Source organism: Streptomyces sp. NPDC048481, from assembly GCF_043200075.1.
Taxonomy (GTDB): Bacteria; Actinomycetota; Actinomycetes; order Streptomycetales; family Streptomycetaceae; genus Streptomyces.
The window spans coordinates 481,603-496,004 of record NZ_JBICXC010000001.1; the positions used below are offsets into that span (position 1 = coordinate 481,603).

The following is a 14,402-nucleotide window of genomic DNA, read 5'->3' on the forward strand; positions in this document are numbered from 1 at the left end:
CATTCATGGAGCTCGACAGCACCGAGGGCCAGAGAAGGCCCAAGGCCTCCCGCGGCCGCGTTGTGATGCTGGTCGACAACGGTGTCCGAAATGACTCGCGTGTCCAGAAGTCGGCTCGTTCCGCTGCCGAGGCCGGCTGGGAGGTCGTCCTTTTCGGCATCTCACCCGCTCCCGAGATCCAGACCTGGAACATCGGCGACGCCGAGGTCCGCCTGGTGCCCAAGCCGAGCCCGCTGGGCCCCAGCCGTCAGGACAGGCACGGACTGCGCTGGCGCAGCCCGCTCGCGTATCGCACGCCCCAGATCGCCAAGTACCGCAAGCAGCAGGTGAAGGCCTGGCGCGCGGACCTGCGCTTCCGCGCCGCCGCCGCCAAGGCCGGCGGCCCCGGCCGTCCCAGCGCCAGCGGCGCCGCCGCCCGCCTGGTCGTGCCCAAGGCCGCCGCGAAGCTGACGAGCAAGTGGGTGTCGGTGCGCTCGCGCATGACCGGCCGCGCCAAGCGCAAGCGCTCGAAGTTCGACACGCCGCTGGACAAGCTGCAGATCAAGTTCTGGCAGATCACCATGGGCCAGCGCGCCTGGCGCCGGCTGCTGCCGTACCTGTGGGACTTCGAGCTGGCCTTCGGCCCGCACATCGACGAGCTCAAGCCCGACATCATCCACGCGCACGACTTCCGCATGCTGGGCGTGGCCGCCCGCTCGGCGGTCCGGCTGCGGGCCGCGGGCCACCCGGTCAAGCTGGTCTGGGACGCCCACGAGTTCGTGCCCGGCCTGCACTCCCACCACGACCGCTGGATCCCCGGTCACGTGGCGTGGGAGAAGGAGCACGCGGTCTTCTCCGACGCGGTGATCACCGTCTCCCCGTCGCTCGCCGAGCTGCTGGTCAAGGGCCACAAGCTCAAGGAGACCCCGTACGTCGTCCTCAACGCCCCGGTCATGAAGCCGGCCGCGGACGAGGTGGCCGACGTCGACCCGGTCCCCGACCTGCGCGAGCTGTGCGGCGTCGACGCGGACACCCCGCTGCTCGCGTACTGCGGCGGCATCAACCCCGTGCGCGGCGTCGAGACGATCATCGAGGGCCTCACCCTGATGCCCGACGTGCACGTCGCGCTGGTGTCCCTGCCGCCGTCGGGCAAGCACTTCCCGGCCACCAAGAAGATCATCGAGCTGATCGAGGAGCTGGGCGTGGGCGACCGCGTCCACATCCTGCCCTTCGTGCCGCACTGGCAGGTGCCCGAGTTCCTGTCCACGGCGGACGCGGCGGTCAGCCCGCTGCACCACCTGCCCAACCACGAACTGGCCCTGAGCAACAAGTTCTTCGAGTACTCCCAGGCCCGGCTCCCGCTGGTGGTCAGCGACATCCGCACCATGGCCGAGATGGTCGAGAAGACCGGCCAGGGCGAGATCTTCAAGGCCCAGGACACCGAGGACTACGTACGCGCCGTCAAGGCCGTCCTCGCCAATCCGGACCGCTACCGGGCCGCCTACGACGACCCGGGGCTGCTGGAGAAGTGGACCTGGGAGGCCCAGGCCGTGGTCCTGGACCAGATCTACAGCCGGCTGCTGCCCGGCGACGGGAAGACCGCGTGACGGCACTGCTGTGACCCACGGCGACGGTCCGGCGCAGGGGCGTGACACCGCCCCTCGCCGGACCGACGCGCACAGCACGTCCCTCGCACGGAACGCAGAACAGGTGGAGGACCTCCTCGCATGACCCACGTACTCCTGATCGCCGGCACGGCGCCGACGCTCTCGATGCTGAAAGCCGCCGTCGAACAGTTCCGGGCCGCGGGAGCGACGGTGCGGCTGGCCGGCTACTTCGACCGTGAGGCGGTGGACGGCGTCCTCGACGCCGCCGACGTCTGCTCGCTCACCGAGTCGGCCGCCGAGCGGGGCGACGCCTTCGCCAAGCGCGTCGCCAAGCTGCCCCCCGCCCGCCGCACTTGGGCGAGCGCGGAACGCAACCGCTGGGTCCTGCGCAACGCCCGCAGGTCGCAGGTGCTGGTCGCGCTCGACGCGCACGGCGTCTACACCGTCTGGCGGCTCGCCGAGCGCAACCGGCGCGCCGACGCCGTCTTCGGCGTCGCACCCGGCCTGCGCGCCCTCCAGGCCCGCGGCGAGCGCCCGGTGCACTACGTGCTGCGCGACGCCGTCCGCACCGTCCCGTCCCCGGCCGTCACCCTGCGCTCCACCAAGCGCGGCGTGCGGCACAGCGCGGGCGCCGTACTGCGCCGGGCCTCGTCGCCCGCCGTGATGCGCACCTCGATCGGCGCCAAGGCGTGGCGGACCGCGGTCGTGGCGCCGCGCGTGCCGGACGCGATGCGCGCCAAGCTGGCCCGCCGGGTCAGCCTGAGCATGGCCAAGGGCGGCCGCAAGACCGGCGCCACCATGGTGCTGAACCAGGCCGCCGAGCGGATCAACAACCGCAAGCTCAGCGCGGCCCTGCTGGCGGACGCCGCCCGCGCCGACCTGGCCCGCGGCCACGACGACCCCAAGCTGCGCAACAAGGCGATCGGGGCCGCCCTGGCCATCGCCGAGCAGCGGTTCAAGAAGAAGGACCTCTCGGCGGCCGCCGACCAGCTCTCCACGGCGTTCGCCCTCGCGTTCAACCGCGGTCTGCACTTCGACGGCGTGTCCTCGCCGATGGCCGAAGACCCCGACGCCTACCTGGCGCCGTTCCGCGAGAACGCCGCGTTCAAGGCGCTGTCCGCGCCGCGCGGACGCGCGCTCCCGGCCGCCGAGGCGCCGGCCGGCCGTCCGCTGCGGCTGCTGGTCACCACGTACGCCAACGCGGCCTTCCTGAAGGCGATCCGGGACCGCTACGAGAACCACCCAGACGTCGAGATCCGCTACCTCGACGTCAACGAGGACGAGAAGCTGCGGCCGCTGGTCCGCGGCATCAAGCGGATCATGGAGCACGCGCTGGGCGGCCAGCCCGCCTTCCACGACAAGGTCGAGGAGGCGCTGCGGCCCCACCTGGACTGGGCGGACACCGTCTTCGTCGACTGGTGCACCAACGCGGCGGGCATCTTCACCGCCGTGGACCCCGGCACCACCCGCATGGTCGTCCGCCTGCACAGCTACGAGGCGTTCGCCTTCTGGCCGCACGTGGTGGACTTCACCCGCGTCGACGATCTGATCCTGGTCAGCGAGCACCTGCGCGAGGTGGTGGAGAAGGTCCTGCCGCAGCTGGCCGGACCGGACACCGCCACCACGCACGTCGTCCCCAACGCCATGGATCTCGTGCCGTTCAAACGGCCGAAGACCGGCCCCGAAGCCCGCTTCAACCTCGGCCTGGTCGGCGTCAGCGCCGTGGCCAAGGACCCGCGCTGGGCGGTGCGGGTGCTGCGGCTGCTGCGCGAGAAGGACGAGCGCTACCGTCTCGTCGTCATCGGCGAGGGCCTGCCCCGCAAGGCGGGCGCGGCCGTCCGCGCCTACGACGACCTGCTCCAGGCGGATCTGGCGGAGCTGGAGGCGGCAGGCGCCGTGCATCTGGTGGGCCAGACGGACGACGTGCCGGCGGCGCTCACCGAGGTCGGCGTCATCCTGAGCAGCTCGGTCCGTGAGAGCTTCCACTGCGGTCTGGTCGAGGGCACGGCCAGCGGCGCGCTGCCGGTCGTGCGCGACTGGCCGTTCTTCGCCTCGCTGGAGAACGGGCCCCGCACGCTGTTCCCGGGCGAGTGGGTCGTCTCGACGCCGGAGGAGGCCGCCGAGCGGATCCTCAAGCTCACGGCCACCGAGGACGCCTGGCGCGCGGCGACGGAGCCGGCCGCCGAGCACACGCTGGAGAGGTGGGACTGGTCGGTGGTGAGCCGGGAGTTCGACCGGCTGCTGCTGGGCGAGAAGGCGTAGCGTCGCCTCTGTACGGAAAAAGGTTTCGGCCGCGTCCTGTTGGACGCGGCCGAAACCTTTTTCCGTACGGTACGGAGGCGGCGGCGACGAAAGGCAGGGGGCCGGAGCCCGGCGGAAGAGCCGGGGAGAGCCGGGGGAGAGCCATGGCCCGCCGCCGCGCGGGGGAGCAGCGAGCAGCCCTAGCGGGCGTCGCGCTCCACCAGCACGCCGTCCTTCTCGTCGTACAGCTCGCCGCTGCGCGGGCACTCCCACACACCGGACCCGCCCGCGCGCTCGACCAGCTTGACGCCGGCCTTGCCGACCCAGCCGACCTGCCGCGCGGGGACGCCGACGACCAGGCCGAAGTCCGGCACGTCCTTGGTGACGACGGCGCCGGCGGCGACCATCGCCCAGCGGCCGATGGTGATCGGTGCCACGCACACGGCGCGGGCCCCGATGGACGCGCCGTCCGAGATCTTCACGCCGACGGCCTCCCAGTCGCCGCCGCGCTTCTGCTTGCCGTCCGGGTCCACGGAACGCGGGTTGTGGTCGTTGGTGAGCACCACGGCCGGACCGATGAAGACACCGTCGCCCAGCTCGGCCGGCTCGTAGACCAGCGCGTAGTTCTGCAGCTTGCAGTTGTCGCCCATGTGCACGCCCGAGCCGACGTAGGCGCCCCGGCCGATCACACAGCCCTCGCCGAGGCGCGCGCCCTCGCGGATCTGAGCGAGGTCCCAGACGCTGCTCCCGGCGCCGATCTCGGCACTGTCGTCGACCTGCGCGCTGGGCTGGACCCTGTAGTTCACTTCTTCGCCTTCCGGTGTGGGGCTTCGCCCGGCGAGCATACGGGGCCCGGGGGACGAGAGCCGCGCGCGGGCCGGGCGGCCGGTAAGACGGAACCGCGGCCCACGCGCGGGCGCACCGGACGGCAGCCGTGCCGTCCGGTGCGCCCGCCCGGTCAGCTGTCGGCCAGCACCGGCCCGTTCGGCACCCAGTACCCGGTCAGTCCACCGGCCGTGATGCGCAGCATGGGCCGCCCGTTGACGATGGCCCGCTGGTCGAAGGGGGCCTTGGAGCTCTTCGCGAACTTCACGGTCTTCGTGGTGCCCGTCTTGCCGTCGCTGCCGAACTTGATCGCGGTGATGGAGACGTTGGCCGGGAAGGTGGCCGTGCGGTTCGGCCGGTAGGTGGTCGGCAGGTGCACCCCGCGCAGGAACACGTTCGGGTAGTACTCCCCGACCCACCAGCCCGCGTAGGCGCCGGCGCTGATGCGGTAGTAGATGCCCCGCCCGTAGATGCGGCGGCGGACGTCCACGGGAGCCTGGGTGGCCTTGGTGAAGGTCACCTTCTTGGTCGCCTTCTGGGCGTCGTTCATCGTCGGCGACCAGCCGTACAGGGGGGCGCCCTGCGTCTTCAGCTGGTAGAGGGAGTGCGTGCCCGCCGCGAACGCGACGACCGAGCCGGCCGGGAGGTTCTGGGCCGAGGGGTAGTCGTTGATCAGCGTGTCCTGCCGGTCGGCGAAGGCGGGACTGCCGGTCTGCCAGTGGAGCTGGCGGAACAGGTTGATGTGGTGCTGGTGGTAGCCCTTGGTCGGCACGCGGTGGGTGTTGCAGTAGTACGAGAGCCACTTCGCCTGACGCAGCCGCGGGAAGTGGTCGCGGATGGTGGTGACGGCGCCGTCGTAGAGCTTGAGGGCCAGCTCGTTGCCGGTGGCCATGTAGTAGTCCCAGACGCCGAACGTGGCGAAGATCATCCCGTTGAACGTGTAGTCACCGGTGCCGGGGGTGGCGCCCGGGTACTCCTGGATCCACAGGTAACCGTCCTTGTCCCGGTTCACCACCCACGGCTTGGCGTTGTCGCCGCGCAGCAGCGAGGCGAACGCGCCGTCCGCCGCGGCCCGGTAGAGCTTGCGCTCCTCCTCGGTCACCCCGTCCAGCTGCGACAGCTGGATGAACAGGCTGATCGACTCGCCCTGCGCCATCCCGGAGTACCAGGGCGCCTTGTAGGTCACGCCGCTGTGCTCGGGGTGGAACCAGTCGAAGGGATACGGGAAGTACCAGGCGCCGCGCGTCTCCACGCGCTTGTCGATGAGCCGCTTCGCCTGCGCCTTGGCGCGCTCCAGGAACAGCGCCTTGCGGGTGGGGTCGGTCGCGGTGCGGTAACTGGAGACGCAGCCGAGCCCGAACTGGATCTGGGTGACGGGCTGGTCGTAGCCCGGGGTGTTGCGGTCGGGCCGGTACTGGACCGCGCCCTCGGCGTCGAGGTACACGTTCTCGGTGTTGGGCGTGACGTTCGACCAGGTGGTGGGCCGGTCGCGCCAGGGCCGCATGTACTCCGGCAGTTCGTGGTCGAGCTGGTAGCCGGAGGTCTTGAAGTCGAACGGCAGCTTGGTCGGAACGGAGCCCTCGTCGGGGTCCGGAGTGCCGCCGGTGTAGGGGATCCGGGTGCCCGGGCTCGGCGGCTTGATCACACCGTCCGCGAGCTGGTCCGGCAGCTCAGGCGCCGGCGGCTGGACGCTGCCGGGGGCGTCGGGAAGGCTCAGCACCAGCGAGCGCGGCACACCGTCGATCAGGTCCTTGGGGGGCGAGTCGAGGATTCCCGTGGCCAGCGCGGTGAAGGTTCCCCCACCCACCACGGCCGCCCCGGCGACCGAACCGCCGGCCACCCGCATGAACCGCCTGCGCCCCAGCTCGACACGTCTTTTTCCAGCCATGAACTTGCCTACCCCCCACGGGTGTTGACGGGTCGCAGGGAGAACGGCGCGGCGGGTCTTCCCGGGGCCCGCCGGAGCACGGCGGACGCGACGGGATCCCGCGCGCAGCGCAGTGTCCTTGCGGCCTTTTCCCAAAGACAGAAGTTCATCCGACGGCGGTGGGACGTAAATGCGTTCATAACGGTGCGAGAGGGCCCAATCCGCCGGTCCTGAGGAATTTTCGTGATGGAACCGTGATGGTGTGATGTGTTCATGTCGGACATGTGTATGGGGCGAGGCGAAGAGAGCCCTTGCGGGCGGTGACGGGCATCGCCGCGCTCGCACTGCCCAACTCTTGCTGAGTGGCGGGTCGTTGGGGTCGTCCTGGCGGCGTGGGGCTCTGGTCCGGCGGTGGCGCCACCCGGGCTCCCTGCCTCCCGATCAGGCCATCCCTCGTCATGCGTCCGGGGGTTCGGACTCGTTGCGCCCGTCGCCGCGGGCGGGTCGGATCGAGCCGTCCGGCATATGCCGACAGCTGGGAATGTGACGCCTTTTCGCCGTGGCTCATGTCACATTCTGCGTGGCGGACACATGTTGCATGTGCACTTCACGTAAAGGGATGATCCGTTGACCTTCTTTAATTCCTCTTTATTTACGGGGCGTCTGTGTCAAGGGTGGGGAAAGGGTGGCGGCGTGGCGCTGTCACCGTCGTGGCAGGGGCACTGCTGACCTGGGGGCTCGGAATCGGCGGGACGCCCGCCGTGGCCGCCGTCGCATGCCCCTCGGGCGTCGAGTCGGATTTCAACGGTGACGGGGTCAGGGACACGGCGATCGCCGACCCCGAGGCCACCGTCGACGGTGTGGCCGAGGCGGGCGAGGTGCAGATCGTCTACGGCGGCGGAAAGGGCGTCCTCACCCTCTCGCAGGCCCTCGACAGCATCCCCGGAGCACCCGAGACGGGCGACCGCTACGGCGAGTCGCTCGCGGTGTACGACGCCGACCTCGACGGGTGCAGCGACCTGGTCGTCGGCGCGCCCTACGAGGACATCGGCACGGTGGTCGACGCCGGGTTCGTCCACGTCGTCTACGGCTCCACCAGCGGACTCAACGCCGGCGCCAAGCCCGTCAAGGAGTTCTACCAGGGAACCGACAAGGCCCTGGGCGGCGCTCCGGAGACCGACGACTGGGTGGGTTACGCCGTGGCGGCCGGCAAGACCTCCGCCGGCGCGCCCTACCTGCTGATCGGCAGCCCCGGCGAGTCGGTCGGCACCGTCGAGGACGCCGGCGCCTTCTACTACGTCGGCGGCACCGCCCAGACGGTCGTCTTCGTCAGCCAGGACACCGAGGTAGCGGGCGCCGTGCCCGGCACCGCCGAGCAGGACGACCGTTTCGGCTCCTCGCTCGCCGCCACCCCGACCCACTTCGCCGTCGGCGCGCCGGGCGAGGCGCTCGGCACCGTGGCCTTCGCGGGCGGGGTGGCCTACTTCAGCCACGCGCTCACCTCCAACTCGCCGAAGCCCCTCGGCGGACTCGGCCAGGACCAGGACGTGATCTCCGGGGCGGAGGAGGTGGGCGACCAGTTCGGCGCGGCGCTCGCCATGGTCCCCTACCGGGCCTCCGGCGCGACCTCGACCACCGAGTCGCTCCTCGCCGTCGGCGTACCGGGCGAGGACCTGACCACGACCGTCGACGCGGGCGCCGTCCAGGTCTTCAGGCTGGCCGCCAACGGCACCTTCACCCAGACCGCCTGGATCGACCAGAACACGGCCGACGTGGACCAGGAGGCGGAGGCCGGCGACTTCTTCGGCAAGCGACTCGCGGCCGTCAACTCCTCGCCGAACGCCACCTCGACCGCCACCACCACCCGGCTCGCGATCGGCGTGCCCGGTGAGGAGTCGGACGAGGACAACCCGGAGAAGGGCGGCGTGCAGATCGTCCCGCTCGTCGGCGCCGCCGGCGCCTCCGACCAGTGGATCGACCCCGGTTACGGCATCGGGCCCGCACCGGCGCCGCGCATGCTGGCCGGCATCTCCCTGGCCGCCACCCCCTCGCTGCTCTACGTGGGCGTGCCCTACGGCCCGGCGGAGACCCGCGCGGTCTACGGCTTCCCGTGGAACGTGGCCTCCGGCGGGGCACCGACCCAGACGATAAAACCCGGCGTGGGCGGAGTGCCGGCCACCGGCGTCGCCTTCGGCGCGGTCATCCGCTGACCGCCGCACCCCTCCTGCACCGCCTTTCCCTCTCGCAGCGGTTCGCCGCCGTGCCCGGGCGCCCCGGGCACGGCGGCGGCGACCGCGCACCCAGCTCTCGCTCACTTGGCCCACCGGGGAGGAACACCCATGCCCGCAAGCAGCCACCGGGCGGCGGACCAGACGGCTCGCCGCCGGCCGTCCGGCCGAAGACGCCCGGCGCCTGCCGTCGCCGGGGCGATCGCGGCGGCGCTGCTCCTGCTGGGCCTGACCGGCGGGAGCACCCCGGCAGCGGCCGCGGCCGCCTGCACGGCCGGCACGTCGTCCGACTTCAACGGCGACGGCGTGCGGGACACGGCCATCGCCGACCCCGACGCGACCGTCTCGGGCCATGAGCGGGCCGGGCTCGTCCACATCGTGCTGGGCGGCGGCAAAGGGGTCGTCGAGATCTCGCAGGACACCGCCAACGTCGCCGACGCGGCCGAGACGGGCGACCGGTTCGGATTCTCGCTGGCGGTCTACGACGCCAACAAGGACGGCTGCAGCGACCTGGCCGTCGGCATCCCGTACGAGGACGTCGGCACCGTCAAGGACGCGGGCTACGTCCAGGTGATCTACGGATCGGCGACCGCGGTGGGCTCGGAGTTCAACAGCAGGGGGTTCGTCCAGGGCGAGAACCAGCCGCTGGGCGGCGGACCCGAGGCCGAGGACTGGCTCGGCTACGCGGTCGCGGCCGGCACCTCCCCCACCGGCTTCCCCTTCCTGGTCATCGGCGTCCCGGGTGAGGACGGCGCGGCCGGCGCGGACATCGGCCTGTTCGGCTACGTCTACGGCACCGACTACCAGGCCGCGTCCGTGGGCCAGGACACCACCGGGGTGTGGGAGGAGGCCGAGCCCTACGACCGCTTCGGCGCCTCGATCGCCGCTACCGACCGGCACTTCGTCGTCGGCGCCCCCGGCGAGAGCCTCGGCACGGCCGCCTTCGCCGGCGGCGTGGTGGCCTTCCGGCCGTCGATCAACTCCAACGGCGTGCCCGACCCGCTCTTCGGCATGGGACAGGCACGGACCGTCGGCTCGAACCCGGACCTCGCCGCACAGACCGACGACCGGTACGGCGCCGCCCTCGCGATGGCTCCCTACCGGCCGACGGGAGCGGCCACCGTCACGGACTCGCTCCTCGCCGTCGGCGTTCCCGGAGAGGACCTCGGCACGACGGTCGACGCCGGGGCGGTGCACGTCTACCACGTCAAGGCCGACGGCTCCGTCGCCCTCCTCAACTGGATCGACCAGAACGTCGAGGGCGTCGAGGGCGACGCCGAGGCCGGCGACTTCTTCGGCCAGCGGCTCACGGCCGCCAACACCGCCACCAACGTGGTGAGCACGGCGGCGACGGTGCGCCTGGCGGTGGGCGTTCCCGGCGAGGAGGCCGGCGAGGACGCCCCCGAGGCCGGCGGCGTCCAGATCCTTCCGATGATCGGCGCCCCCGGCGCCTCGGACGCCTGGATCGGGCCGGGGGACGGCATTCCCTCGGGACCCTCGGCCCGGACGTACGCCGGCATCGGCCTCGGATCGAGCCCGGCGCTGCTGTACGTGGGCGTGCCCTACGGGCCGGCCGGCGGGCGCGCGGTCCACGGCTTCCCGTGGAACGTCGCCTCGGGCGGGGCGCCGACCCAGACGTGGAAGCCCGGTGAGGGCGGCATCCCCGCCGGTGCGGGCGCCTTCGGGGCGGCGGTCCGATGACCGCGCGCGACCGAGGACCGGCACCGGCATCCCGCAGACAACCCGACGCAACCGAATTGACCCAACGGGAGAGTGGACGCGTGTCCGCAGACACACAGAGACCGATACGGCGTGGCGTGCTGCTGCGTGCCGCCGTCGCGGCCGCCGTCGCCGGCGCGGTGACGGCCGGGACCCTCGCGGTCCTGCCGGGCGGCGCCCCGGCCGGACCTGCGCCGGTCGCCGCCGGACAGCCCATGGCGACCGAGCAGCAGGCCATGGCGGCCGCGAAGGACAGCGGAAAGAAGACGGAGGTCGTCGGCCTGCGCACCGAGCGCCGCGAGATCTTCGCCGAGCCCGACGGCACCTTCACCGCCCGCGAGTACACCGAGCCGGTGCGCACGGTGCAGGGCGGCAAGTGGGTCAAGGTCGACGCCACGCTGGTGAAGCGGGCCGACGGCAGCTGGGGCCCGAAGGCCGCCACCGTCGACCTCAGCTTTTCGGCGGGCCAGGCGGGCAAGCCGTTCGTGACGATGCGCCGGGCGGGCCGCGAGTTCGCCCTGACCTGGCCGTACGGCAAGCTGCCCGCGCCGACGGTCGAGGGCGAGACCGCCACCTATGCGGACGTCCTGCCCGGCGTGGACCTCACGGTGCGGGCCGAGCCCGACGGCTTCGGTCACCTGCTCGTCGTCAAGACGCCGCAGGCCGCGGCCGATCCGAGACTGGCGCAGCTCGACCTGGGCATGACCACGGACGGCCTCAAGGTCACCGAGAACGCCACCGGGGCGATCGTCGCGCAGGACGCGGTCGTCGGCGGCAACGTCTTCGAGGCGGGCAAGCCCGCGATGTGGGACTCGGCCGCCGTCCAGGAGGCCGCCTCCCGCAAGCAGGGCCCCAAGGCCGTCGCGAAGGCGCTGAAGTCCGCCGCGGCGGCCGTCACCACCGCCGGCGACGACGCGTCCGCCACGGCCGGCTCGTCCGCCGCGCCCACCACGGCCCCCGGCCCGCAGACGGCGCCGGAGGCCGCGCTGGAGGGACCGGGCGGCGGCGGGCGCGTCGCCCCGCTCGGCGTCGAGGTCGGCAAGGGCAAGCTGCGGCTCGTCCCCGACCAGAAGCTCCTCAAGGGCGCGGCCACCGTCTTCCCCGTCGTCATCGACCCGATCCAGCACACCACCTCGCGCACCTCCTGGACCGGCGTGATGTCCGGGATGCCGAGCGAGCAGGACTGGAAGTACTCGGGCAGCGCGGGCGTCGGCAAGTGCCCCACCGACTACAACCCGGTCTCCTGCAACGGCGTCGGCACCCGTCGCGTGATGTTCACGATGCCGCTCTCCTTCTACAAGGGGAAGCAGATCCTGGGCGCGACGTTCTCCGCCCGGGTCGAGCACATCTACAGCGCCTCGCCGACCGCCGAGCCCATCAAGCTCTACCGGATCGGCGGCAAGAACTACTCGCTGACCTCGTCCAGCAACTGGTCCAACACCTCGGACGACTGGGACGACTACCTCCAGACCGTCGACAAGGCGATCTCCCCGACCTCCTGCTCAAGCCCGGCCAACCTGCACTTCGAAAGCGGTGCGACCGGGGAGCTGACCAGTGAGATCAAGACGGCCGCGGCCGACGGCTGGAGCTCGATGACGCTGGGCCTGCGCGCGTCCGACGAGTCCCGCTTCGCCGAGTGGAAGCGGATCTGCGGAAACGCCTACCTGTCCATCTCGTACAACACTCTGCCGCGGCAGATCAAGACGTCCGACATGTCCACCGATCCCGGTGGCGTGTGCAAGTGGGGCGCGAGCCGTCCCACCGTGGACACCCCGCCCAAGCTGCGGGCCATCGCGAGCGACCCCGACCACGGCAACGGTCAGACCGACAAGGTGAAGGTCGAGTTCAAGGTCGAGTGGGGCGGCACCACGCCCGGCTCCTACACGTACATCACCAAGGACGCGCTCTCCCCGACGGCCAACACCAAGTTCGAGCACACCGTCAAGTCGAGCATTCCGCAGAACACCGTCATCTACTGGAGCGCCCGCGCCAACGACGGCGACGGGAACGGGCCGTGGAGCTCGGACGGCGACCCGGCCCAGCGCTGCGAGTTCGTCTACGACGCGACATGGCCGGGCAAGCCCCTCGTGATGTCCAAGCAGTACCCCTCGGACACCGTGTACCACGACGGCGTGGGCACCTACGGCAGCTTCACCTTCTCGCCCAACCCGAACGACAAGATCGCGGACACCGACGTCGTCAAGTACCAGTACTCCTTCGACGGCGCCGCGCTGACGCCGCTCACCCCGACCACCGGCGGCGGCTCCGTCACCGCGCAGTGGGTGCCCACCAGGGCCGGGCGGCACGTGCTCGAGGTGATCGCCCTCGACAAGGCGGCGCACGCCTCCAGCAACTCCTACGACTTCCTGGTGGCCGAGGGCCGGCCGGTCGTCGGCCAGTGGAACCTCGCCGACGAGTCCGGCGGCGAGGCGCACGACGAGAGCGGTGAGTACTCGGCGACCGCGGGCAGCGCCGTCACCTTCGGCGTGGACGGCCCCGGCGGCCGGGCCGACAAGGCCGCCCGCTTCGACGGCAGTGCCGAGTCCTACCTCGACGCCGACGAGACCGTGCTCGACTCCGCCAAGTCCTTCAGCGTCAGCGCCTGGGTCCGGCCCACCGCGCTGGACAAGGACATGGCCGTGATCAGCCAGGACGGCACCGGCGAGCCCGGCTTCACCCTCGGCTACGACGCGTCCGCGCAGACCTGGAAGTTCTCCGTCCCGGTCAACGACGTCGACTCGCTCGGCGAGTGGAAGGCCGTCTCCACCGGTCTGTCGGTCGTCAAGGACCAGTGGGTGCTGCTGACCGGCGTGTACGACGCGCAGAAGACCGGCGGCCCGCTGCTCCAGCTGTACGTCAACAAGGACCTGAAGGCCTCCGCGGGCCGCCGCTCCACCTGGAAGTCGTACGGACCGCTGCAGATCGGCCGCGCCACGGCCAAGAGCGGCTACCGCGACAACTTCACCGGTGACCTCGCCGAGGTCCGCGTCTTCGACCGCGTCGTCCTGCCGGCCGAGGTCGCCGAGCTGCTGACCGTCAAGCCGGCCCGCAAGGGCTACTGGCAGCTCGACGACGCCGCGGGCGGCGCGGCCGCCGAGACCGGCGGCGGCCAGGCGCTCACGCTGGCCGGCAACGCGTCCATCTACCGCCCCGCCGACCCGCTGTTCGACACGGCGGCCCTCGTCGGCGACGGCAACCTTGTCCTGGACGGCGACGGGGACTACGCGTCCACCGCCACCGCCCCGGTCACCGGCAACAGCAGCTTCACCGTGACCGCCCGGGCCCAGCTCACCTCGCTGGACCCGGAGAAGTCGCAGACGGTGCTGTCCCTGCCGGGAGCCAACGCCAACCGTGTCCAGGTCCGCTACCAGGCGACCACCGGCCAGTGGGAGCTGGCCGTCGCCAAGTCGGACGTGGCCGCCCCCGCGGTCGTCACCTTCACCGACGACCAGGAACTGCCCGACACCGGCGGCTCCGGCCAGCACCTGGCGGTCGTGTACGACGCGTTCGCCAACTCGCTGCGCCTGTACGTGGAGGGCCAGCTCGTCGCCGGCGCCTACGGCACGGACGACACCCTGTGGCCCGCCACCGGCGGTCTCCAGGTGGGCCGTTCGCTGCGCGGGGCGAGCGAGTACTTCGCCGGGGCGATCGACGAGGTCCGCGTCTACAGCGGAGCCGCCGACCCGGTCACGGTGCAGCAGATGGCGGCGTTGACGGCCGTCCCCGAGCTGTGACAGTCCGTCGGTTCTGACGTGTGCCGGGTCCTTCGAGGCCCGGCACACCTGTCCCGGCACACCTGTCCCGGCGCCCTGTCCCGGCGCCCTGGTCCGCCTCCGGCCCCGCACCCTCTCCTCCCTTACCTGTCCCTCCCATGACGTCTCACGACGTCCTCCTCCGATCAGGAAGTTGCCGAATGTTCTTCCGTGGCCGCTCACT

Annotated in this window: 7 protein-coding genes; 5 read left to right on the plus strand and 2 right to left on the minus strand. The window is 71.7% G+C overall.

The features are described from left to right. The first annotated feature begins 5 nt into the window (after positions 1-5). Both ACGFSH_RS02020 and ACGFSH_RS02025 read left to right on the plus strand, forming a co-directional pair. Positions 6-1,586, plus strand: a complete 1,581-nt coding sequence (locus tag ACGFSH_RS02020) for a glycosyltransferase family 4 protein (protein ID WP_393344005.1) — start codon at positions 6-8, stop codon at positions 1,584-1,586. 120 nt (positions 1,587-1,706) lie between these two features. Next, positions 1,707-3,848, plus strand: coding sequence for a glycosyltransferase (locus ACGFSH_RS02025; RefSeq protein WP_393344007.1), 2,142 nt, complete (start codon positions 1,707-1,709; stop codon positions 3,846-3,848). Positions 3,849-4,027: 179 nt separating this feature from the next. Here the strand turns inward: ACGFSH_RS02025 and ACGFSH_RS02030 are convergent, their stop codons facing one another. Continuing rightward, entirely contained in the window at positions 4,028-4,633 is a 606-nt protein-coding gene (locus ACGFSH_RS02030; RefSeq protein ID WP_393344009.1) for an acyltransferase, read from the minus strand. A 152-nt stretch (positions 4,634-4,785) separates the two neighbouring features. Further along, a complete protein-coding gene (locus ACGFSH_RS02035; protein WP_393344011.1) occupies positions 4,786-6,540 on the minus strand; it encodes a D-glucuronyl C5-epimerase family protein in 1,755 nt (584 codons plus the stop codon). 689 nt (positions 6,541-7,229) lie between these two features. Between ACGFSH_RS02035 and ACGFSH_RS02040 the strand changes: the two genes are divergently transcribed. The 3 genes from ACGFSH_RS02040 to ACGFSH_RS02050 all read left to right on the plus strand — a co-directional run bounded on the left by ACGFSH_RS02040 (position 7,230) and on the right by ACGFSH_RS02050 (position 14,200). Beyond that, the gene (locus tag ACGFSH_RS02040; protein WP_393344013.1) at positions 7,230-8,729 is read left to right on the plus strand and encodes a VCBS repeat-containing protein; all 1,500 of its coding nucleotides are present in this window, start codon (positions 7,230-7,232) and stop codon (positions 8,727-8,729) included. 129 nt (positions 8,730-8,858) lie between these two features. Further along, on the plus strand, positions 8,859-10,448 hold the full coding sequence (locus ACGFSH_RS02045) for a VCBS repeat-containing protein (protein ID WP_393344015.1): 1,590 nt from the start codon (positions 8,859-8,861) through the stop codon (positions 10,446-10,448). Positions 10,449-10,564: 116 nt separating this feature from the next. Beyond that, positions 10,565-14,200 carry a LamG domain-containing protein gene (locus ACGFSH_RS02050; protein ID WP_393344017.1) on the plus strand — a complete coding sequence of 1,212 codons (3,636 nt, stop codon included), beginning with the start codon at positions 10,565-10,567 and terminating at the stop codon, positions 14,198-14,200. Positions 14,201-14,402: the final 202 nt, after the last annotated feature.